Genomic DNA, 19,736 nt, shown 5'->3' with positions numbered 1-19,736 from the left:
CGTCCAGCGCGGAATCGTCCGGCCGGCGGGCATGGCCGCGAGCACTGAGGGGGCCACCTCCAAAGTGGAACCCGTCGCCGAGGCTTCAGAGGGCGAACCTCGTCCCAGCGTCGAACAACTTGCGTCCTAGAACGCACTCGCGACCAGCACGACCAGCGGCGGCAGCGTCTGCGCCAGCGCGCCGCCGCGTCCCGATCCGCGCGGGCGGCTGAGCGCGCGCAGGTCGGACACGCCGAGCGCGACACCCGCCAGGGCCATGAACCCGCAGGTGTAGAGCACCAGGGCGCGGCCGGCCGCGGTGCTGCCGGTGTGCAGCAGGACCAGCCCGATTACCGGGCCCGCGGCGAGGAACAGGTTGTAGAAGCCGACGTTGAACGACCACAGCCGGGTGGCGGGCAGGTTCTCGCTCGGGATGCGGAAGATGCCGTGGTGCACCCCGGGCCGTTCGAACAGCAGCACCTCCCAGGCGAACGCGAGCAGGTGCACCAGGACCGCGATGCCGGCGAAGACCTGCGCGACGGCGTTCACGGCTCCACCAGCTTGATGCCGTGGCGCAGCGCGACCTGCGGGATCCGGTCGGCCGGGCTCCGGTCGGCGTCACGGAAGAACCGGCCCATCTTGCCGGTCAGGCTCACCGCGAGGAACCGCGCCGACGCCGTGTGCACGGTGAACGTGTTGACCGCGCCGGCCGGGATGCCGATCGCCGCGCCGGGGCCGAGGTCGTGCAGCTCGCCGTCCACGTAGACGGTGATGCGGCCGTGCAGCACGTAGAAGCTCTTCGCCCACGGTTCGGCGTGCGGCGGGACGGCCGGGCCGCGGTGCGCGTCGACCTCGAAGACCTCGTAGGTGTCGCCGGTGTGCTCACCACCGACCTTGACGGTGATCCGCGCGTCCTTCGTGTCGAGTTCCGGGCCCTCGCCCGGGGCGCTGAAGTGAGTGGTCATGCCGCCGACGCTAGGAACGTCCCCGCGGGGCGGCCATCCCCGGATCCTGGGATTCCGCGGCGGCGGGCGCCCGGCGCATACTGCGTCCATGTGGGAGGGGCGGGCGCAGGGAGCGCGGCGGGAGATCGCCGCGCTCGCGACGGCGGGTCTCGGCGTCGCGGAGCTGCACGCGGCCGCGATCGACCTGGTCGAGGCCGTGGTGCCCGCCGAGCTGACCTGCTGGGCGTCGCTCGACCCGGACACCGCGGTGATCAGCTCGATGACCAGCGGCCGCGCCCGGATCCCCGGCGAGTACGAGCCGCTGCTGGCGACCTACGAGTACGACGGCGCCCAGCCGCACACCTTCGCCGAACTGGCCGGGCGGCCGGTGCCGGCGGCGCGGCTGTCCGACCTGCCCCGCCGCGACGTCGAACGCAGCGGGCGCTTCGCCGAGGTCTGGCGGCCGCTGGGGCTCGGCCACGAGCTGCGGGTCGTCTTCCGCGTCGACGGCACGTCCTGGGGCGCGGCCGGCCTGGTGCGCGACGGCGAGTTCACCGACCGCGAAGTCGGGTTCCTGACGTCGATCGCGCCGGCGCTGGCCGCCGCGACGCGGGTGGCCGCGCGCACGCGCGGCGCGGGGGAGCGGGCCGACCCGGCGATCGTGGTGGTGGCCGCGGACGGCACCCAGCGGGCGGCCACCGCGGCGGCCGGGGCGTGGCGGGCCGAACTGGACGAGATCGCCCCGGGCCGGTTCGCCGTGCTGCTGCGCGCGGTGGTCGTCGGGGCCCGGGCGGCCGCTTCGGGCACGTTCCGCGCCCGCGTCCGCGACGCCCACGGCGGCTGGATCCTCCTGCACGCGAGCCGGCTGGTTCCGGACGACGACGGCGAGACGGCCGTGACGATCGAACGCGCCTCGGGCGCCGAGCTGCTGGGCGTGCTGCTCGCGGCCTACGGCTTGACCGGCCGGGAGCGGGACGTCTGCCGGGAAGTACTGGCGGGACGGTCCACATCGGACATCGCGGCCCGCCTGGCGATCTCGGCGCACACCGTGCAGGACCACCTGAAGTCGGTGTTCGGGAAGGTGTCGGTGCGCAGCCGGGGTGAGCTGACCGCGAAGCTCCTGGCCTAGAGGACCTTCCGCAGGATCGCGTCGACGTCCTCGGGGCGTTCGAGCGCGGGCAGGTGCCCGGTGTCGGGCAGCTCCACGAGTTCGGCGTTCGGCAGGGACTTCGCGAGGTGCCGGGAAAGCTCGATCAGACCCAGTGCGTCCGACAGGCCGATCACCACCTGGGCCGGGGTGGTGATCTCGGCCAGCCGGTGGCGGGTGTCCGGGATCCGTTCCGTCCACTGTGGAGCTGTGGCCAGGCGGTGGTACACCTGCTCGCACATCTCCCGCACCAGCGCGAGCATCTCCGGCGGCAGCACGGACACGTCGCGCGCGGGACCCGCGACCAGGTACCGGATGTTGGCCTCGGACATGGCCACGACGTCCGCTGGGTCGACCTCGCGGGTCAGCTCGGCGATGTCCGCCTGCATGTGGTCCGGCCACGTGTGGCCGGTGAGGCCGGACCCGAGCAGCACGAGCCGGGTGACCCGCTCCGGCGCGGCGAGCGCGGTGTCCATCGAGACCGCGCCGCCCATCGACGCCCCGACCAGCGTGGCCTGCTCGATCCCCCGGGCATCGAGCAGGGCCAGCAGGTCCTCGTGGTGGGCGAACTCGCCGAGGCCGTCGGCGGATTCGCCGAAGCCGCGGCGGTCGTAGCGGATCACCCGGTGGGTGGCGGCGAGCGTGGTGAACTGCGGCTCCCACATCCTGCGGTCGCCGATCGCGGCGTGCAGCAGCACGACCGCGGGCCCCTCACCCGCTTCGTCGTAGCCGAACGTCGTCCCGTTCACCTCGATCATCGCCATGGGCCCAAGCTAGCGCCGCGACCGCGTCACACACCCGAGGTTTCGCTCAGGGCGAGAAGCTAATGTGCCGGATATGACCGACGGATTCGAGCTGACGCGCGACGGCGAAGTCGCCCGGCTGACCTTCGCCCGGCCCGAGAAGATGAACGCGATCACCTACGGCATGTGGTCGGCGATCCCCGACGTCGTGGGCGAGGTCGAGGCCGATCCCGCGCTCAAGGTGCTGGTGATCGCGGGCGGCGGGAAGCACTTCTCGGCGGGCGCGGACATCAGCGAGTTCGGCGAGCTGCGCACCACCGCCGACGGCGCGGCGAGCTACGACAAGGCCGTCGAAGGCGCGGTGGCCGCGCTGACGTCGATGCGGAAGCCGTCGGTCGCGATGATCCAGGGCAACTGCATCGGCGGCGGCTGCCAGGTCTCGGTCGCCTGCGACTTCCGGTTCGCCGCCGAGGGCGCGCGGTTCGGCATCACCCCGGCGAAGCTCGGCATCGTCTACCACTTCGACTCGACGCGCCAGCTGGTCTCGCTCGTCGGCCCGGCGCACGCGAAGTACTTCCTGCTGTCGGGCGAGCTGATCACCGCGGCCCGCGCCCGCGAGATCGGCCTGCTCAACGACGTCTTCCCTGCGGACGAGCTTGAGGCTTCGACGCTGGAGTTCGTCCGGACGCTGTGCTCGCGCTCGCAGGCGTCGGTCCGCGGGATGAACCGGATCATCGAGAAGATCGTCGCCGGCCAGCAGACCTCGGACGCGGAGGTCGAAGAGATCCGCTCCGAGGCCCTGCACGGCGAGGACTACGCGGAGGGCGTCGCCGCGTTCCTGGCCCGCCGCCCGCCGAACTTCACCTTCGGCTGACGAGCGCCTCGAGCCGGTCCGCGACCTGCCGTGTCTCGCTACGCGATTCGCTCCAGCATGACCGGCGGGGCGCGCTGAGCACGACGACCTCGGCGAACTGTGGAAGGAGCGTCCTGGTTCACCAAGGTGCCCGCGAGGAACACCGGCTCGCCTGACCGCTCGTAGGCCGGCGGCGCGTCGACCCGGTCTTCGCAACGCCGGCGTTTCCCGGTCGAGGTCTTCGCCGGCTCGGCGAGCGCTGTCGACTTCCGACACCGGACATGCCGGTCACGAAGACCACCGTCACGGTGCCGCGCAGGTGAGCTTCGCGTCGGCCCAGTCGGCGTGGTCGGAGTCCTTGCCGTCGCCGCCGTCGGTGACCTGCAGGGTCAGGCGCCGGACGCCGGTGACGTCCGCCGTCAGCGGGTGGGCGCCGTCGCCCGGGCGCAGGACCGGGGTCTCCGCCAGCGGCTTGCCGTCGTCGCCGAGGACGCGGAACGCGACCGACGCCTCTTCGGTGACCTCGTCGTCGACGCCGGTGACCGCCGAGAACGCCGTGCACGCGCCGCCGAGCCACACCGCCACGGTGCTGGGGGCGTTGGTGCCCAGGCCGTGGGCGTAGACCGTGCCGCCGATGGTCAGCGGGTGGCCGTCACCCTCGGCGGTGTCGCCATTGGACTGGTCCCGCTCCACCGGGCCCCAGCCGTTCGACGACGCCAGGAACGGCAGCGCGCTGACCTGCGCGGTGCCGGCAGGCACCGGCGGCGGGACGAACACGCTGGTCGCGCCTTCGACGTGGACGGACCGGCCGCGGAACCGGTAGGTCGCCGCGATCGGCAGGTCGGTCGTGCCCGGGGCGGCCGCCGCGGTGGCGGTGAACCGCCAGGTGCCCGACACGGGCTGCCCGGCGAACAGCACCGGCCGGACCACCGGCCGCCCGGTCACCGTCCACCCGGCGGGCACGGCAGGCGCGAGTTCGACGTCGAGCAGCGGCGCCCCCGCCGGCAGCCGGAAGGTGGCCTTGACCTCGACGGTCGTGCCCGCGGTCGCCTCCGCCGTCTCCGGGGTGACGCTCAGGCTGGTCGCCGGCACCTGCCGGATCGCCTCGTCGCAGGTCGTCCGGCCCGGCCAGGCGGGGCAGAGGACCGTGACGAACCCGCCGTTCTTCGCGACCGGGACGCTCAGCCGCCCGCCCGCGCTCACCGTCGTCTTCTCGCGCAGCAGGCCCGCCGGGCCATCGCGCAGGGTGTCGGCGAGCCAGCGCCCGTGGCCGAGGAAGTCCAGGGGCGCGTCGACCGTCTTGGCCGGGCCCGCTTCGATGCCGCCGACGAACCAGCGCTCGCCGGACCGCTTCGCGAACACTGCCTCCTGCCCGGGGCGCCCGGACAGCAGCCGCGTCTCGTCCCAGACCGTCGGCAGCTGGTCGAGGGTGTGCAGGGCTTCGGGGCGGGCCTCGTAGTTCTCCGGCTTGTCCGCGCCGTGCTGCCAGCCGGACTCGTAGACGAAGAACGTCGCCACCTCGTGCGCGTCCGTGGTGTCCCGGTCGGACACGACGAACGCGGTCGGCGTGTAGTCCATGCTGCCGACCACGTTGCGGGTGAAGGGGAACATCGTGTTGGTCGCGGCCCGCGTCTTGAACTGCTCGGCGCCGCGCACGGCCTCGAAGCTCATCACGTGCGGCCAGGTCCGCTGCAGGCCGCGGGGGACGGTCGCGCCGTGGAAGTTGATCATCAGCCGCTGCTGCGCGGTGGCCGCGGCGATGTCGTCGTAGAACCGGAACCGGGCCTGGGTGTCGGAGTCCATGAAGTCGACCTTGATCCCGGCCGCGCCCCACGCCTTGACCAGTGGGAGCCACTTCGCGCGCTCGGCCGCCGTGTCGAGGGTGTTCCAGCGGAACCAGAGGATCACCTCGACACCGCGGGCCCGCGCGTAGCGCACGACGTCCGGGACCCAGGAGGCGTCCCAGCCCTCGTCGATGAGCAGGTACGGCCAGCCGTTGCGGGCGGCGAAGTCGGCGTACTGCTTCTGGCGCACGGGATCGCTCGGACTGTCGTGTTCGGACAGCCACGACCAGGCGACCTTGCCCGGCCGGACCCACGACGTGTCCGCGAGCTTCGACGGCGGGGCCAGGTCGTCGACCAAAGTGGACTCGGTGACCGTCGCGAGGTCGCCGGTGATCGCGACCCGCCACGGTGTGCTGAACGGCCCGGAGGCGGTGACCGAGGCGTCCGCCAGCTTGATCGTGTAGTCCGCGGTGCCCGCCGCGTGCGCCAGGCGGGCACCGGAGTAGCGACCGTCCACATCGGACTCAGTGAGCAACGTGTAGGTCCCGCCGCCGGTGTCGAACAACGACGGGAAGCCGTAGTCGCCCGCCTTCGCCGTTCCCGCGGTGGTTTCGACGCGGACGTTCTCGTAGTTGGGGGAGTAGGGCAGCAGCCAGGCGGGCGCGGTCGCGGGCAGGGTGAACGACGACGCCTCGCCGGTGATCGTCACCGGCCCGCGGCCGGGCAGCACGTACCGGTAGGCGACGCCGTCGGCGGCCGCGCGGACGACGACGTCGAGCCGGGTCCCGCCCGCACCCTCGAAGGCCAGCGTCGTCTCCGCGGCTCGCGCGTGCCGCCGCAGCTGCTTGCCGGTGGTCATTGTGTACCGCTCGTCGACGATCCGGTCGGAGCGGCGCAGGAAGCGCAGGTCGCGGGTCAGGTCGGCGGTCTTCGTCCGGACGCCCAGCGGCGCGGGCGCCAGTACGGTGGTGGCGCCCCGGGTGGCTGCGAAGGTCAGCCCGCCGTCACCGGTGCGGGCGACCGCGGCGGTCACCGCACCGGTCAGGCTGACCGTCCAGCGGTCGGCGGCGTCGGCGGGCATCGTGCCCACCAGGGTAGCCAGCACGGCCAGGACGAGCGGGACGGTGCCGCGCCTCATCCGCGGACCTGCTCGTTGAGGTACAGGAACGCGCCGAGGCCGTGGAAGTCGTTGGTGGCACGCGGCCGGTCCAGGTAGTAGCGGCCGTTGCCGACGTTCGTCCCGACGCTGATGTCCGTGATCGCGGTGGTGCCGTCGGCGGCCTGGGAGACCTTCGCGAGCACGCCGGCGTAACCGCGGTCGACCACCGGCTGGTACTCCTTCCCGACGTACCCGCGTTGCACCGCGCGGGAGAGCGTGTAGGTGTACAGGCTGGAGCACGACGTCTCGGTCCAGTTGTCGGCGGCCGTGGGCTTCACCGTCAGCTGGAACCACCGGCCGGTCGCCGGGTCCTGCCACTTCCGGAACCCGCGGGCCAGGTACTGGACGATCCCGACGAGAGCGCCGCGCTGCGGAGCCGCGGCGGGCAGCGCGTCGAGGACGTCGACCGTGGCGGCACCGAACCAGCCGACCGCGCGGCACCACACGTCCGGGGACAACCCGGTCACCGGATCGGCCCAGCTCTGCTTCCGGCGCTCGTCGTAGGCGTGGTACAGCAAACCGCTCGGATGCCGCAGATGAGTGAAATACGTGACGAGTTGTTCGGCCGATTCGGTGGTGCTCGCGGTGTCGCCGAAGGCCTTTCCGTAACGGGCCAGGAATGGGTCGAGCATGAATGCGCCGTCGGCCCACAGCTGCCCGGTGAACGTCGTGTTGTGAATGAAGCCGCCGTCGGTGGTCCGCGGGTAGGTCGCCAGCCGGTCGTGGATCCGCCGGGCGGCCAGCGAGTAGCGCGCATCACCCGTTTCGGCGGCCAGCACCAGGAAGACGTTGCCCGCCAGCATGCTGTCCAGGTCGTTGTACGGGTTCCCGGTGCTGCCGTCCGGTTTCACCTTCGCCGCGCCCCACGCTTCGAGGTAGGCCAGGTACCGGGGTTCGTGCGTGCGCTGGTAGACGCGGTGCAGGCCGAGCAGGAACAGGGCGTCGGTGTACCCGAGCCCCAGCGACGCGGCGGGGTGCGCGGCGATCGTCGAGTCCGCGACGGCGCGCGACCAGTCGGGGGTGGCGGCCTGCGCCGGGGTGCCCAGCAGTGTCAATCCCAGAACGGCGGCGAGGACCACGCGAAGTGTTTTCCGGAACGCCAACGAAACCAGCCCCTTTGCTGCGCGGAAAAGCGGCGACGGTGTCGGGAACCGATCTTCGGCGCTCGTTCCGGATCCGGTCAACCGCCCGCGGAGGGAAACGACCGGACAACGCGGGACTAATACTATTTTCAGGCGTCCAGGTACTGCCGGAAGTGCTCGCCGACGACGTCGGTGACCCCGTCGGGGTCGAGGCTGCCGTCGATCTCGATGACGCGGATGCCGAGGTCGTGCGCCGCGCGGACGGCGTGCGCGGCCAGCATCCGGTCCCGCGTCAGCCGGGTCCGCTGCGCGGGGATCGCGGGCTCCTCCGGCCGGTGCCGCAGCTGGTGCTGGCGGAACAGCTCCGTGGGCACGAGCACCACCATCCGGCCCGGCGAGTCCACCAGCGGCGCGACCAGCTCGGGGCGCAGCACCCGGCCCTCGGCGACGATCGGCCGCGGCGACGTCAGCGCGCGCAGGTCGTCCAGCGCGTAGTGGAACCGGTGCCGGAACTCGGCCATGATCTCGGTCAGCTGGTCGCCGGCCGGGACGTCGTCCGGCAGCGCGTTCCCGGGCCGGGCCCGGTAGTCGTGGTGGTAGGTCGTCAGGTCGTACCGCTCGGCCAGCAGCCGGGCGACGGTGGACTTCCCGGTCCACGGGGCGCCGCCGATCCACAGCGCCTTCTGCAGCGTGCCGAAGGGATCCCAGGTCATCAGACGACTATCGCGGGACGGGAGGGCTGATGGCCAGTGTTCGGGCGCCGGTTGATCCGTTCAGCGCAGAGTGACCCGGCAGGTACGGGCCGGTGTCACTCGCTTTCGTCGTCCACGACGAGCACGGTGACAGGGTCCGGTTCGCGGGCGGGGCCGACCCGGAACCGGAACTGCGAGCCCGGCCGGATCGCGGCGATCACCTGGGTGTCGGCGGTGTCGAAGAAGATGATCGAGTGCTCGGCGGTGATCGGCTCCTGCCGCAGCACCACCGGCAGCCTGTCGGAGGACTGGTCCGGCCGCGGCAGCGGGACGACCACCGGGATCGGCAACGTGCCGCTGACCGAGCCGGACCCGTCGTCGTCGTCGAAATCGGGCTCGGGCCACAGCGGCTCGTGGGACTCGCCGGGCTCGGCCGGTTCGAACGGCGCCGGCGGCACGACCTGCGGCCGCCGTCGCCACCAGAGCCCGGCGATCAGGCCGGTGAGCAGGCCGCCGGTGCCGCTGACCGCGGACGCGAGACCGGTACCCAGCCCGGATTCGGCGGACGGGGGAGCCGCTGCCTGCGTGGGCGGGGCGGCCGGAGCGGGCGTGGGCAGGGGCCCGAACTTCACCGCGGGGTCGCGGGCGTCGTCCGGGAGCAGGAGGACCTGACCGGGTTCGATCGCGGCCGGGTCGTCGAACGGCGTTCCGTCGGGCCGCGGCCTGCCCTTGTTGAGCGTGAAGATCTCCTGGAACCGCTGCCCGTCGCCGAGCGCCTTCTCGGCGATCTTGAACAACGTGATGTCGTCGGGGTTCGCGGCGTGGGGAACGATGAAGTACTTCACCGACGGCGAGGGCGGCGGCGCGGACTGGGCCAGCGCGGGCCCGCCGGCCAGCACGGCGAACAGGACGCCGGCGCAGGCGGCCTGGCCGGTGCGCCCGAGGACGCGGCGCACCGCGGGAACCCGCTTTTCGACCATCGTCGCCCACCCTCTCCCCGGTGGCACAAATGGCCCCGGTGTTCCTCTCTACACGGGGTGGGCGGAGGCGTGGTTCAGATTTCGTCCCAGGGCACGGTTTCGTACGCCTCGGCGAGCAGCTTCACGGCGCGGTCCGCGGGCGGCAGCACGAAGTCGTCGACGGAGGCGACCGGGCGGCCCGGGGTTTCCGAGTTGGTGAGGAACATCGCGTCGAACGCGGGCAGGTCGGCGGGCCGGACCTCGCGCGTCTCCTGCGGGACGCCGAGCCGTTCCAGGGCCTCCCGTTGGACGAGCATCGTGATGCCGGGAAGCACCGCCGCCTCCGGCCAGACGACCGTGCCGCCGGCCAGGAACCCGGCGTTCCAGATGGACGCCTCGCTGATCCGGCCCTGGTGGTCGACGAACAAGGCGTCGTCGTACCCGGCCAGCTCGGCTTGGCGGGAATGGTGGATCAGGCCGAACGTGCCCAGGTGCTTCACCTGCGGCAGGTCCCGCTCGTACCGCACCGCCCGCAGGCGCAGCGGCGCCGGGTCGACCGGGTGCGGCGGCAGGGTCCGGACCAGGATCTCCGGTGTCATCGGCTCGTCGAAGGACCGCGTGAGCACCATGACCCGTACCGAAAGCTCCGGTTCGCCCGCGATCGCCTGCCGGACGTGGGCGCGCACCAGGTCCGTGTCGAGCTCCGCGCCGAACAGCAGGCGCGTGCTCGAGGTGAGCCGGTCCAGGTGGTGGGAAAGACCGCGGACCCGCCCGTCCCGGACCTGCATCGCGGTGAAATGACCGTAGGAGGTCATCCCCGCGACGAAGGCGCCCGGGCCGAGCGGGTCCCCGTTCAGCTCGATGCGGTGCGGCACTACTGGACGGTGACGCCCGTGAACTTCACCTGCTTGGTCGGCGCACCCGTGCCGTCCTGCGGGTTCGGGTTCGCGATGCCGGCCCTGGCCACCGCGTCCAGGACCTTCAGGCCCTCGTCGCTGATGCTGCCGAACACCGAGTAGTCCGGGGACAGCTCGGCGTCGCCGTAGACCATGAAGAACTGGCTGCCGCCGGAGTTCGGGGCCTGCGTCTTCGCCATCGCGAGGATGCCGCGGCCGTACTTGATCTCCGGGAACGCCTCGTCCGGCATCGTGTAGCCCGGGCCGCCCTGGCCGTCGGCCGTCGGGTCGCCGGTGGCCGAGGGGTCACCGCACTGCAGCATCTGCAGGCCCTCGGTGCCGAGCCGGTGGCACATGGTGTCGTTGTAGAAGCTCTGCTTCGCCAGGCTGATGAAGCTCTGCACGGCGCAGGGCGCGAGCGCGCGGTCGAGCGTCAGCGGGATGTCGCCCGCGGTGCTCTTCAGCGTCACGTTCACCGTGCCGGTCGACGGGACGTTCTTCCCGTCGGGCACGTTCACCTTCTTCGGCGTCTTGCCCGTCGTGTCGGCCTTGTAGTCGCACGTCGTCGGGTTCGGCAGCGCCGTCGTCCGCTTCGGCATCGCCGCGCGCTGCGTCGGGATCTGGACTTCGGTCGGCGGCGGGGCGGCCGAGGACGACGCGGCCGGATCGGCGGTGCTGTCACCGCCGTTGGCGCTCACGATCCACACCACCACGCCCGCGACGACGAGCACAGCCACGCCGACGACTCCGGCGCCGATCCTCCTGCGCCGCTTCTGCTGCTCCAATCGGCGCTCGAGTTGCCTCTCGAGCTTGCGCTTCGCAGCTTCGCGGCGCTGCTGGTTGGTCGCCACCCCGTACCCTCCCAGGTTTCCGCTCGTGTCACACGTCTGAGGTAGCGGCAGTGTATGGGCACAGCCTGTGAGGACCATGTACAGGGCCCGCTAGTCTCAACCTGATCGTGATCGGCGCCATCCGGCGCGGATGTCCGGGAGGCGTTCGGTGCTCGTCGTCGGGTTCGGCAGCGGCCCGCTGCAGGCCAACTGCTACCTGCTGGCGGCGGCCGCCGGCGGGCCGTGCCTGGTCGTGGATCCGGGGCAGGAGGTGGCCGCGCCGCTGGCCGCCGCGCTCGCCGAGCACCGGCTGGTCCCGGCGGCGCTCGTCGCCACCCACGGCCACCCCGACCACGTGGCTTCGGCCGCTTCGCTCTCGGCCGGCCCGCTGCACCTGCACCCCGCGGACGCCGCGCTGTACGAGGGCGAGAGCGTGCCGCTGGAAGAGGGCACGCAGAGCTTCGCCGGGCTCGACGTCGACGTCCGGCACGCGCCGGGGCACACCCCGGGTTCGGTGGTGTTGTCGATCACGTCGGCCGAAGGCGGGCGGATCGCGCTGACCGGCGACACGCTGTTCGCGGGCTCGGTCGGCCGCGGCGACGTCACGGCGTCGCTGCGCGACCTGCTGGCGGGCTTCCCGGACGAGACGGTGGTGCTACCGGGCCACGGCCCGGCGACGATGATCGGCCGGGAACGCGCGGGCAACCCGTTCCTCGCCGGGACGGGGGCGTGAGCATGGAGCAGGAGTCGAAGGAGCGGCTGCCGCTGTTCGACGAGGACGCGCGCGGCCGCCGCCGGCGCGGGATTTCCGGGCTGATCGGCGTGCTGATCGTCGCCGCCGCGTTCGGCGGGGTCGCGGGCCTGATCGGCGGCACGGTGACCGGCCTGGTCGTCGCCGTGGTGATCGCCCTGCCGCTGGTCTACGTGATGGCGGTCAGCATCCGGCGCCGCGTCTGGCTCGAGGGCTCGACGCTGGTCGTGCGCACGTGGGGGCTGCGCCACGTCGACCTCGTCACCGCGACCCGGCTCGACCTCGTGGTCGGCGACGTCCGCGGCAGCCGCACGGTGAGCCTGCTGGTCAACGCGGGCAACCGGCGGAAGGTGGCGAAGGTCGACCTCGCGGTGTTCGCCGGCACCGGCGGGCGCGAGCTGGGCATCCTGCAGCTGCGGAAGCTGGCCAACGCGCTGATGAACAACACCGAGGCGAACGGCCTGGTCTTCGGGGAGCTGCTGGTGGCGGAGCTGAAGGCGGAGGCGCGCGGCACCGGCGTCGCCGAGCGCCCGCTCTACCGGCTGGCGTCGGTGGCGCCGTCGGGCAAGTACGTGCAGCGGTTCACGATGGAGGCCGTCAGCCGGTTCGTGGCGACTCTCGACTGAGCTCCTCGTCCGGCTCCCGCAGCTGCTCGAGCTGGTAGACGAGCTCCGGGACCTCCTGCGCGACGTAGGCGGTGAGGCGCTCGACCTGGTGCAGCGTCGCCCGGACGTCGTCGAGGGCCGCGGCGATGCGCGGGAGCGACTCGACGGCCTGGACGGTGGCCGTGAACAGCCGCAGCGCGCCGCGCACGACCTGACGCGGGCCGATGAGCACGAACATGGCGCCTCCCCGGATCGGCTGCCGTCTTCCTACCGCTCTCGGGCGGGTGCCGCGCGGCCGGGGTTCGCCGGTGTTACGGGTGGGACGGAACGGCTTTCGTGGTGCTGCTGAGGTACCCGGCGGGCTCGCGGGAGGCGATGAGCGCGGCGAGGACCGTCGTCACCGGGACGGCCGCCACGATGCCGACGCTGCCGGCCAGCGTCCGGATGATCTCCTGGGCGATCTCCTCGCTGCCGAGCAGCGCGCCCAGCCCGACCCCGGAGATCGACGAGTACAGCAGGACGGGGAGCGCGGCCCCGGCGTAGGCCATGACCAGGGTGTTCACCGCCGAGCCGACGTGGTCGCGGCCGATGCGCAGGCCCGAGCGGTACAGCTCCCGCCAGCTCAGGTCCGGGTTGGCGCGGCGCAGCTCCCAGACGGCGCTGGTCTGGGTGACCGTGACGTCGTCGAGCACACCGAGCGCGCCGATCACGACGCCGGCGAGCAGCAGCCCGCGCGCGTCGATGCCGTGGCCGAGTGAGCCGATCAGCGTGGACGTGCTGTCGTCGAGCCCGGTCAGCGACGCGGCGGCCGAGAAGATCGCCGAGAGCACGCCGATCAGCGCGAGGCTGACGAGCGTGCCGAGCACGGCGGCGGACGTTCTCGCCGTCAGCCCGTGGGTCAGGTACAGCGCGATGAACATGATCGCGCCCGCCCCGGCGATGGCCACGACCAGCGGGTTTTCGCCGGCGAGGATGGCCGGCAGGATGAACAGCGCGATCACCGCGAAAGACAGGCCGAGTGCGATGAGCGCGGCGAGGCCCTGCCAGCGGCCGAGGACCAGGACGGCGAGGGCGAAGAGCGCGGCCAGCACGAACAGCGGGGTGCCGCGCTGGAAGTCGACCAGCTGGAAGCTCTGCGGGTCGTTCGCGTCGCCGCCGTTGTAGGCGAGCACGACGGCGTCACCGGCGGCGAAGCGCGGGGTGCTGGGCTCGATCGGCACGGTGAGGCGCAGCGGCTTGCCGGTGGCCGGGCCGTCGGTCATCGACAGGTCGACGGTCAGGCACGGCTTGGCGTTCGGGTCGGCCTGGTCGCCGACCTGGACCTGCCCCTGCGCGAGGCACGGCCCGGTGGCCGTGGTGGAGATCGACGCGTGCACGGGGGTCCCCTGCGGCACGACGCTCGTCGGCGACGCCTTGCCCCACGGGTACAGCACGACCATCGCGACCACGGTGGCCAGCGCCAGGGGAGCGAGCATCCAGATGAGCAGCAGCCGGACGCGGCGGGAGGCCGGGGCGGCCGGGCCGTGACCGTGGCCGTGCCCGTGACCATGGCCGGTTTCGGCGGGTTCCTGGGGTTTCGCCTTCGCGCGGCCGTCAGCGGCTCGCTGCGGGCCGGTGTCGCCGCGCCGGGCGGCCCGCTGGGGTCCGGTGTCGCCGCTTTTCCTGGGGACGCGCTGGGTCGCGGTGTCGCCGCGCTGGGCGGCGGTGTCGGTCAGTTGTCCGGCGGCGCGCTGCGGTCCCGTGTCGGTCAGTTTTCCGGCGGTGCGCTGCGGTCCGGTATCGCCGCGTTTCCTGGGGACGCGCTGGGTCGCGGTGTCGGCGGGCACTCGCTGTGGTCCGGTGTCGCCGGACTTGCCCGGAATCCGTTGCGCCCCGGTGGTTCCCGCTTTTCCGGGCACCCGCTGCGGTCCCGTGTCGGTCGGCTTTCCGGCGGCCCGCTGTGGTCCGGTGTCGCCGCGTTTGCCGGGCACTCGCTGGAACCCGGTCTCGCCCGGATTCCCACGGACTCGCTGCGCGCCGGTTTCGCCCGCCTTGCCCGGAATCCGCTGGGCCCCGGTGTCGCCGGCGGGGACTCGCTGTGGTCCGGTGTCCGCGCGGCGCCGAGGTGCCGAGGGGGTGCCTTCCGGCGGTGTCCGGCGGGCCGGTTTCCGGGGCGTACCCGGCGTTCCGGACGTGGGGGAAGCCTCGTCGGTGATCCGGCGGATCGGGCCGGTTTCGTCGTCGAGGTCGGGGCGGTCCACCCGCACATCCTGACAGCGCGATCCCCCGCCCCGCGCAACGGGCCGCCGACGGCCCGGTTCGTCCGGATATGCCGTGTCGACCCGCCAATCACGCGTGTCGACCTCTCGATCACGCGTGTCGACCTCCGGATCACGTGAGCCCGCGAGCCCGCCCGTGTGATCCGGGAGCCGACACGTGTGATCAGAGGGTCGACACGCGTGATTGAAGGGTCGACACGGGGTCAGGTGTGGGTGTGGCGGACGTGGACCCTCCGATACGCCGAGGGCGGGGTGTCGAAGTGGTCGAGGAAGGCCTGGCGGAGCGTCTCGGTGGAGCCGAAGCCGCAGCGGCGAGCGATCGTGGCCAGCGGGAGGTCGGTGCCGGACAGCAGGCGGGCCGCCTGCTCGGTGCGGATCGTGCGGACGTAGCGGCCGGGTGTCGTGCCGAGGTGGGCGTCGAACAGGCGGGTCAGCTGGCGGGTGCTGATCCCGGCGCGAGTGGCCAGCGCGGGGGTGCCGAGGTCCTCGTCGAGGTGCTCGGCGATGTAGGCGGTGAGGTCGCGGACCTCGCGGTGTTCCGGCGGCGGGCCGGACAGGAACAGGCTGACCTGCGCCTGGTTGCCCGGCCGCTGCAGGTAGGTGACCAGCGAGCGGGCGGCTTCGCGGGCCAGCGACGGGCCGTGGTCGGCCTCGACCAGCGACAGCGTCAGGTCGAGCCCGCTGGTGACGCCCGCCGCGGTGTAGACGTTGCCGTGGCGGATGTAGAGCGGCACCGGGTCGACCGTCACGGCCGGGTAGTCCGCGGCTAGCTTCGCGGCGTAGCGCCAGTGCGTGGTCGCGCGGCGGCCGTTGAGCAGCCCGGCCGCGGCGAGCACCTCGGCGCCGGTGCACACCGACGCGACACGGCGGCTCGTCCGGGCCAGGCGCCGGACGTGGGCGAGCACGCGCTCGTCGCCCGCGGCGGTCGTGCTGCCCCAGCCGCCGGCGACGACGAGCGTGTCCAGGTCCGCGGGGACCTGGTCGAGCCGCAGGTGCGGCTGCAGGATCAGGCCGGAGGCGGTCTGGATCGGCTGGCCGTCGAGGTTGGCGAGGCGGATTTCGTACGGTGGCCGGGCGCCGTGCCGGTTGGCGGCGTCGAACACGTCGGCGGGGCAGGCGATGTCCAGCAGTTCGGCGTCAGGAAATCCGACGATCACGACCCGTCTGGGTGAGCCTGGCATGAGCGGACGCTAGCAGCCCGACCGGCGCTCGGACGCGGTTCGCAGGATTACGGACATCACGGCTTCGGCACCACGGCGTCCCGGCCAGGGTGGGGACCATGACCGATGCGCAGAAGACCATCGCCTTCGTCCTCTACCCGGGGCTGACGCCGCTCGACCTGGTGGGCCCGCTGCAGGTGCTGAGCGCGCTGGCCCAGATCGATCCCGGCTACCGGACCGTCGTCGTCGGCGCGACCAAGGACGAGCTCGCCACGGACGTCCCGCTGCGGATCGCGCCGAGCCACACGTTCGACGAGGTGCCCTCGCCGTTCGCTCTGCTGGTGCCCGGCGGCACGGTGCCGACGCTGCGCGCGATGGCCGACGAGACGCTGCTCGCCTGGCTGCGGTCCGCGGCGGCCACCGCGGAGCTGGTGACGTCGGTCTGCACCGGCTCGCTCGTCCTCGGCGCGGCCGGGCTCCTGGAGGGGAAGCAGGCGACGACGCACTGGATGTTCCGCGACGTCCTCACCGGCCTGGGCGCGACGCCGGTCGCGAAGCGCTGGGTGGAGGACGGCCAGGTGATCACCGCGGCGGGCGTGTCGGCCGGCATCGACCTCGCCCTGCACCTGGTCGAACGGCTGGCCGGGCGTGAGGTCGCGAAGACCGTCCAGTTCGTCATCGAGTACGACCCGGAGCCGCCGCAGGGCGCGCTGGACTGGGACAACCCGCCCTACGGCGACCTGAAGCCGCTTCGCGAGTACACGCTGCGGGAAGGGCTCGCCGACCACCCGGAGCTGCTGGCGAAGCTGCTCGCGCACGCCTGAGGCGAACGGCGTCGGCCATCCGGGTGAGTGGCCTTCCCGGACGGTCCCGGACGGCTAGGGTCAGCTCGCTCGATCAGGTGATCTCGCGGGTGGGGTGTTAAGCCGTGCGGTTCCAGGTCCTCGGCCCTCTGACGGCCTCCGTCCCGCTGCCCTCGGCGGCCCAGCCGCGGCGGCTGCTCGCCGTGCTGCTCGCGCGGGCCGGCCAGTACGTCGGGCGTGACACGCTGGTCGACGAGCTGTGGCCGGACGGCGCGCCGTCGAGCGCCGCGGCGATCGTGCAGGTCACCGTCTCGAAGCTGCGCAAGACGCTCTCGCCCGGTCTCGGCGCCGCCGCGGCCGGGCAGCGCCTGCGGTCGGGCCCGCGGGGGTACGCGCTGGTCGTCGAGCCCGGCGAGCTGGACGCCGACGACTTCCTGACGCTGCTGTCCGCCGGGGCCGACGACCGTGCCCAGCGCCGGCGCGCGCTCGAACGGGCGCTGGCGTGCTGGCGCGGTGACGCCTTCGCCGACGTCGCCGGCGGGCCGCTGCTGGAGGCGCACAAGCTGTGGCTGGAGGACCGGCGCTCGGCGGCGCTGCTGCAGCTGGTCGAGCTGGAGCTCGCCGACGGCGACGGCGGGTCGGTCGTCGAACGGCTGGACCCGGTGGTCGCGGCCCGGCCCGCCGACGAACGCTTCGCCGGGCGCCTCGCGGCCGCGCTCGGCGCCGTCGGCCGCCGCGAGTCGGCCCTCGAAGTGCTCCGGCGGACGCGGCGCGCGCTCTGGGAAGAGGCGGGCGTCTGGCCGAGCGCGGACCTCGTCGACGTCTACCGCCGGATCGCCGGCACCGACTGGACGACCCCGGGGCCGCCCGCCCAGCTGCCGCCCGCGGTGCCCGACTTCACCGGCCGGACGGCCGAGCTGGCCGACGTCACCCGGGCCCTGCGCGGCCCGGCCCCGGTGGTGCTGCACGGCGCGGCCGGCGCCGGGAAGTCCGCGCTGGCGGTGCAGGCCGCCTGGCGGGCCCGCCGCCGGTTCCCGGACGGCCAGCTGGTCGCGGCGCTGTCCGGCCCGGCCGATCCGGCGACCGTGCTGACCGGGTTTCTGCGGGCGCTCGGCGCGACCCCGGCGGAGCTGGCCGACCGGGCGGGCCTGCCCGGGCTCTGGCGGTGCTACACCGCCGAGCGGCGGCTCCTGGTGGTGCTCGAGGACGCCGCGTCCGAGGCCCAGGTCCGCGCTTTGCTACCGAGCGGGCCCGGCTGCGCCACCCTCGTGACGTCCCGCCGCGCGCTGCCCGGGCTGTGCGGGGCGCACCCGGTCCCGGTGACCGGACTGTCCACAGAGGACGCCCGGGCGCTGCTCACGGCGATCGTGGGGGAGACCCGGCTGCGCGCGGAACCCGAAGCGGCGAAACGGCTTCTCGGCCATTGCGTAGGCTTGGCGCTCGCCGTCCGGATCGCCGGGGCGAAGCTCGCCGGGCGGCCGCGGCAGCGCGTCGCGGAGGTCGCCGTGCGGCTGGCCGACGAGCGCCGCCGGCTCGACGAGCTGACGGCGGGCGACCTGAGCGTCCGGGCGGCGGTCACGGCGGCGCTGCGTGAACGTCCCGCGGCCGACCGGTACCTGCTGCGGCTGCTCACCGCGTTCGACGCACCCGTCCCCGACTGGTGTGCCGCCGCCCTGCTCGGCAAACCGCTCGACGAGGCCCGCGACCGGCTCGACGCCCTGGCCGCCGGGCACGTGCTGGTGCCCGACGGCGCCCACTGGACGGTGGCGCCGTTCGTCCGCCTCGTGCTGGCCGAGGGCACGGCGCCCGAGACCGACGGGGTCGCGCTGCGCCGCGCGTGCGAGGTGACGCTGGCGCTCGCGGAGCAGGCCCGCGGCCGCCCGGCACCCGGCGGCCCGAAGCCGGATCCGGCGACGCTGCGCCGGGTCGCGGCCGACCCGGCGGGCTGGGCGGCGGGGGAGACCGCCCACCTCGCCGCGGCCGTCCGGCTGGCCGGCGCGCACGGCTGGCACGAGCTCACCGGACGGCTCGCCGACGCCTGCACCGAGCTGGCCGGCACGCCGTGGCTCGACCGCTCCGCCCGCGCCGTTTCGGTGCTCGGGCTGGCCGCGGCGCGGCGCCGCAACGACCCGCACGCGGAGGCCGAGAAACTCTTCACCCTGGGTTCGGTGCACTGGCAGCAGGGCCGGTGGCGGCAGGCGCGCACCTACTTCGTCATGGCGGAGAACCGGTTCCGGGTGCTCGACGACCCGAACGGCACCGCCGCGGTGCTGGCCGCGCTCGCCGACATCCACCTCGACAGCGGCGAGGCGCGGGCCGCGGAGACCGAGCTGCGGGAGGCGCTCGGCCTGCTGCGCGACTGCGGCGACCGGCGCGGCCAGGCGGCCGCGGCGGCGCAGCTGGGCTCGCTGGCCGAGGACGTCGGGGACGTCCGGGGCGCGGTCGAGAGCTTCGAGGTGAGCATGCTGCTGGCCCGCGAGTGCGAGGACGGGCGCTGGCACGACCAGGCCGCGAAGCGCTACGCAGACGTCCTGCGCCGCCACGGCGGCTGCGACCAGGCGGCCGACCTGCTCACCGGTGCCCTCGGCGGCGCCGTCCGCACCCGGGAGCGGCACTGGGAGGCGCACGTCCTGCGCAGCCTGGGCGACCTGCACGCCGAGGCGGGGGAGCTGGCCGACGGCGAACGCTGCCTGACCCGCTCCCTGGACCTGTTCGAGCAGATCGGGCACCGGCACGCCGCCGCCTACACCCACCGCAGCCTGGCCGAGGCCCGCCGCCGGGCCGGCGACGCCGCGGGCGCGCGGCAGCACCTGCGCCTGGCGATGGGCGTGTTCCGCGAGCTGCGCGACCGCCGCGGGGCCGGGTACGCCCTGCTCAGCCTCGGCCGGACCCAGGCGGCCGACGCCGCGGAACGGCAGGCGGTGCAGGTGCTGCGGCTGTCGGCCGACCTGTTCCGCGACCTCGGGTTCCCGCTGTGGGAGCTGCGGGCGCTGCACGAGCTGAACGCCGTGACCAGTGAATCCCCGGAGCGGGAGCGAACTCGTGAAGTCTTGACGAAGATCAGGACCTGACCCCGCCACGCCCGCCGCGC

General features: G+C 73.6%; 18 protein-coding genes. 6 read left to right on the top strand and 12 right to left on the bottom strand.

From position 1 onward, the window contains the following. Positions 1-126: 126 nt before the first annotated feature. Together ACIOD2_RS06815 and ACIOD2_RS06810 are read right to left on the bottom strand one after the other, a co-directional pair. Complete coding sequence (locus ACIOD2_RS06815) at positions 127-528, bottom strand: DUF1304 domain-containing protein (RefSeq protein ID WP_400535161.1); 402 nt, start codon at positions 526-528, stop codon at positions 127-129. Beyond that, positions 525-944, bottom strand: coding sequence for a cupin domain-containing protein (locus tag ACIOD2_RS06810; protein ID WP_400535159.1), 420 nt, complete (start codon positions 942-944; stop codon positions 525-527). Before ACIOD2_RS06810 ends, ACIOD2_RS06815 begins: the two co-directional genes overlap by 4 nt. 88 nt (positions 945-1,032) lie before the next feature. On the opposite strand from ACIOD2_RS06810, the gene ACIOD2_RS06805 reads away from it, so the two are divergent. Continuing rightward, positions 1,033-2,052, top strand: a complete 1,020-nt coding sequence (locus ACIOD2_RS06805; RefSeq protein ID WP_400535157.1) for a LuxR C-terminal-related transcriptional regulator — start codon at positions 1,033-1,035, stop codon at positions 2,050-2,052. Here ACIOD2_RS06805 and ACIOD2_RS06800 read toward each other — a convergent pair. Further along, positions 2,049-2,834, bottom strand: coding sequence for an alpha/beta fold hydrolase (locus ACIOD2_RS06800; protein ID WP_400535156.1), 786 nt, complete (start codon positions 2,832-2,834; stop codon positions 2,049-2,051). The two genes, ACIOD2_RS06805 and ACIOD2_RS06800, sit on opposite strands and share 4 nt — an antisense overlap. Positions 2,835-2,907: 73 nt before the next feature. Between ACIOD2_RS06800 and ACIOD2_RS06795 the strand changes: the two genes are divergently transcribed. Further along, positions 2,908-3,687 carry an enoyl-CoA hydratase/isomerase family protein gene (locus tag ACIOD2_RS06795; RefSeq protein WP_400535154.1) on the top strand — a complete coding sequence of 260 codons (780 nt, stop codon included), beginning with the start codon at positions 2,908-2,910 and terminating at the stop codon, positions 3,685-3,687. A 282-nt stretch (positions 3,688-3,969) separates the two neighbouring features. Here the strand turns inward: ACIOD2_RS06795 and ACIOD2_RS06790 are convergent, their stop codons facing one another. The 6 genes from ACIOD2_RS06790 to ACIOD2_RS06765 form a co-directional block, all read right to left on the bottom strand. Further along, positions 3,970-6,588: a glycoside hydrolase family 97 catalytic domain-containing protein gene (locus tag ACIOD2_RS06790; RefSeq protein WP_400535152.1), complete on the bottom strand. Its 2,619-nt coding sequence runs from the start codon at positions 6,586-6,588 to the stop codon at positions 3,970-3,972. Further along, positions 6,585-7,688: a glycoside hydrolase family 105 protein gene (locus ACIOD2_RS06785; RefSeq protein WP_400535150.1), complete on the bottom strand. Its 1,104-nt coding sequence runs from the start codon at positions 7,686-7,688 to the stop codon at positions 6,585-6,587. Before ACIOD2_RS06785 ends, ACIOD2_RS06790 begins: the two co-directional genes overlap by 4 nt. Positions 7,689-7,840: 152 nt before the next feature. Beyond that, positions 7,841-8,404 (bottom strand): hypothetical protein, encoded by a 564-nt coding sequence (locus ACIOD2_RS06780; protein WP_400535148.1) that lies wholly within the window; start codon positions 8,402-8,404, stop codon positions 7,841-7,843. 95 nt (positions 8,405-8,499) lie between these two features. Continuing rightward, positions 8,500-9,363, bottom strand: coding sequence for a LysM peptidoglycan-binding domain-containing protein (locus ACIOD2_RS06775; RefSeq protein WP_400535146.1), 864 nt, complete (start codon positions 9,361-9,363; stop codon positions 8,500-8,502). Positions 9,364-9,437: 74 nt separating this feature from the next. After that, complete coding sequence (locus ACIOD2_RS06770; RefSeq protein ID WP_400535144.1) at positions 9,438-10,217, bottom strand: aminotransferase class IV family protein; 780 nt, start codon at positions 10,215-10,217, stop codon at positions 9,438-9,440. Beyond that, entirely contained in the window at positions 10,217-11,089 is an 873-nt protein-coding gene (locus ACIOD2_RS06765; RefSeq protein ID WP_400535142.1) for a peptidylprolyl isomerase, read from the bottom strand. Before ACIOD2_RS06765 ends, ACIOD2_RS06770 begins: the two co-directional genes overlap by 1 nt. Positions 11,090-11,237: 148 nt before the next feature. On the opposite strand from ACIOD2_RS06765, the gene ACIOD2_RS06760 reads away from it, so the two are divergent. Together ACIOD2_RS06760 and ACIOD2_RS06755 are read left to right on the top strand one after the other, a co-directional pair. Further along, entirely contained in the window at positions 11,238-11,801 is a 564-nt protein-coding gene (locus ACIOD2_RS06760; protein ID WP_400535427.1) for an MBL fold metallo-hydrolase, read from the top strand. Between the two features lie 2 nt (positions 11,802-11,803). Then, positions 11,804-12,445 carry a hypothetical protein gene (locus ACIOD2_RS06755; protein ID WP_400535425.1) on the top strand — a complete coding sequence of 214 codons (642 nt, stop codon included), beginning with the start codon at positions 11,804-11,806 and terminating at the stop codon, positions 12,443-12,445. On the opposite strand, the gene ACIOD2_RS06750 is transcribed toward ACIOD2_RS06755, so the two are convergent. The 3 genes from ACIOD2_RS06750 to ACIOD2_RS06740 all read right to left on the bottom strand — a co-directional run bounded on the left by ACIOD2_RS06750 (position 12,417) and on the right by ACIOD2_RS06740 (position 15,863). Continuing rightward, a complete protein-coding gene (locus ACIOD2_RS06750) occupies positions 12,417-12,662 on the bottom strand; it encodes a hypothetical protein (protein ID WP_400535140.1) in 246 nt (81 codons plus the stop codon). The two genes, ACIOD2_RS06755 and ACIOD2_RS06750, sit on opposite strands and share 29 nt — an antisense overlap. Before the next feature lie 73 nt (positions 12,663-12,735). Beyond that, positions 12,736-13,899 carry a YibE/F family protein gene (locus ACIOD2_RS06745; RefSeq protein ID WP_400535423.1) on the bottom strand — a complete coding sequence of 388 codons (1,164 nt, stop codon included), beginning with the start codon at positions 13,897-13,899 and terminating at the stop codon, positions 12,736-12,738. Positions 13,900-14,885: 986 nt separating this feature from the next. Further along, positions 14,886-15,863: a GlxA family transcriptional regulator gene (locus ACIOD2_RS06740; RefSeq protein ID WP_400535138.1), complete on the bottom strand. Its 978-nt coding sequence runs from the start codon at positions 15,861-15,863 to the stop codon at positions 14,886-14,888. A gap of 98 nt (positions 15,864-15,961) precedes the next feature. On the opposite strand from ACIOD2_RS06740, the gene ACIOD2_RS06735 reads away from it, so the two are divergent. Both ACIOD2_RS06735 and ACIOD2_RS06730 read left to right on the top strand, forming a co-directional pair. Continuing rightward, entirely contained in the window at positions 15,962-16,666 is a 705-nt protein-coding gene (locus ACIOD2_RS06735; RefSeq protein WP_400535136.1) for a DJ-1/PfpI family protein, read from the top strand. 104 nt (positions 16,667-16,770) lie between these two features. Then, positions 16,771-19,716, top strand: coding sequence for a BTAD domain-containing putative transcriptional regulator (locus tag ACIOD2_RS06730; protein WP_400535134.1), 2,946 nt, complete (start codon positions 16,771-16,773; stop codon positions 19,714-19,716). The last annotated feature ends 20 nt before the right edge of the window (positions 19,717-19,736 follow it).

The organism is Amycolatopsis sp. NPDC088138, assembly GCF_044741685.1.
Lineage (GTDB): Bacteria > Actinomycetota > Actinomycetes > Mycobacteriales > Pseudonocardiaceae > Amycolatopsis.
This window is presented reverse-complemented; position numbering and strand designations above follow the sequence as displayed.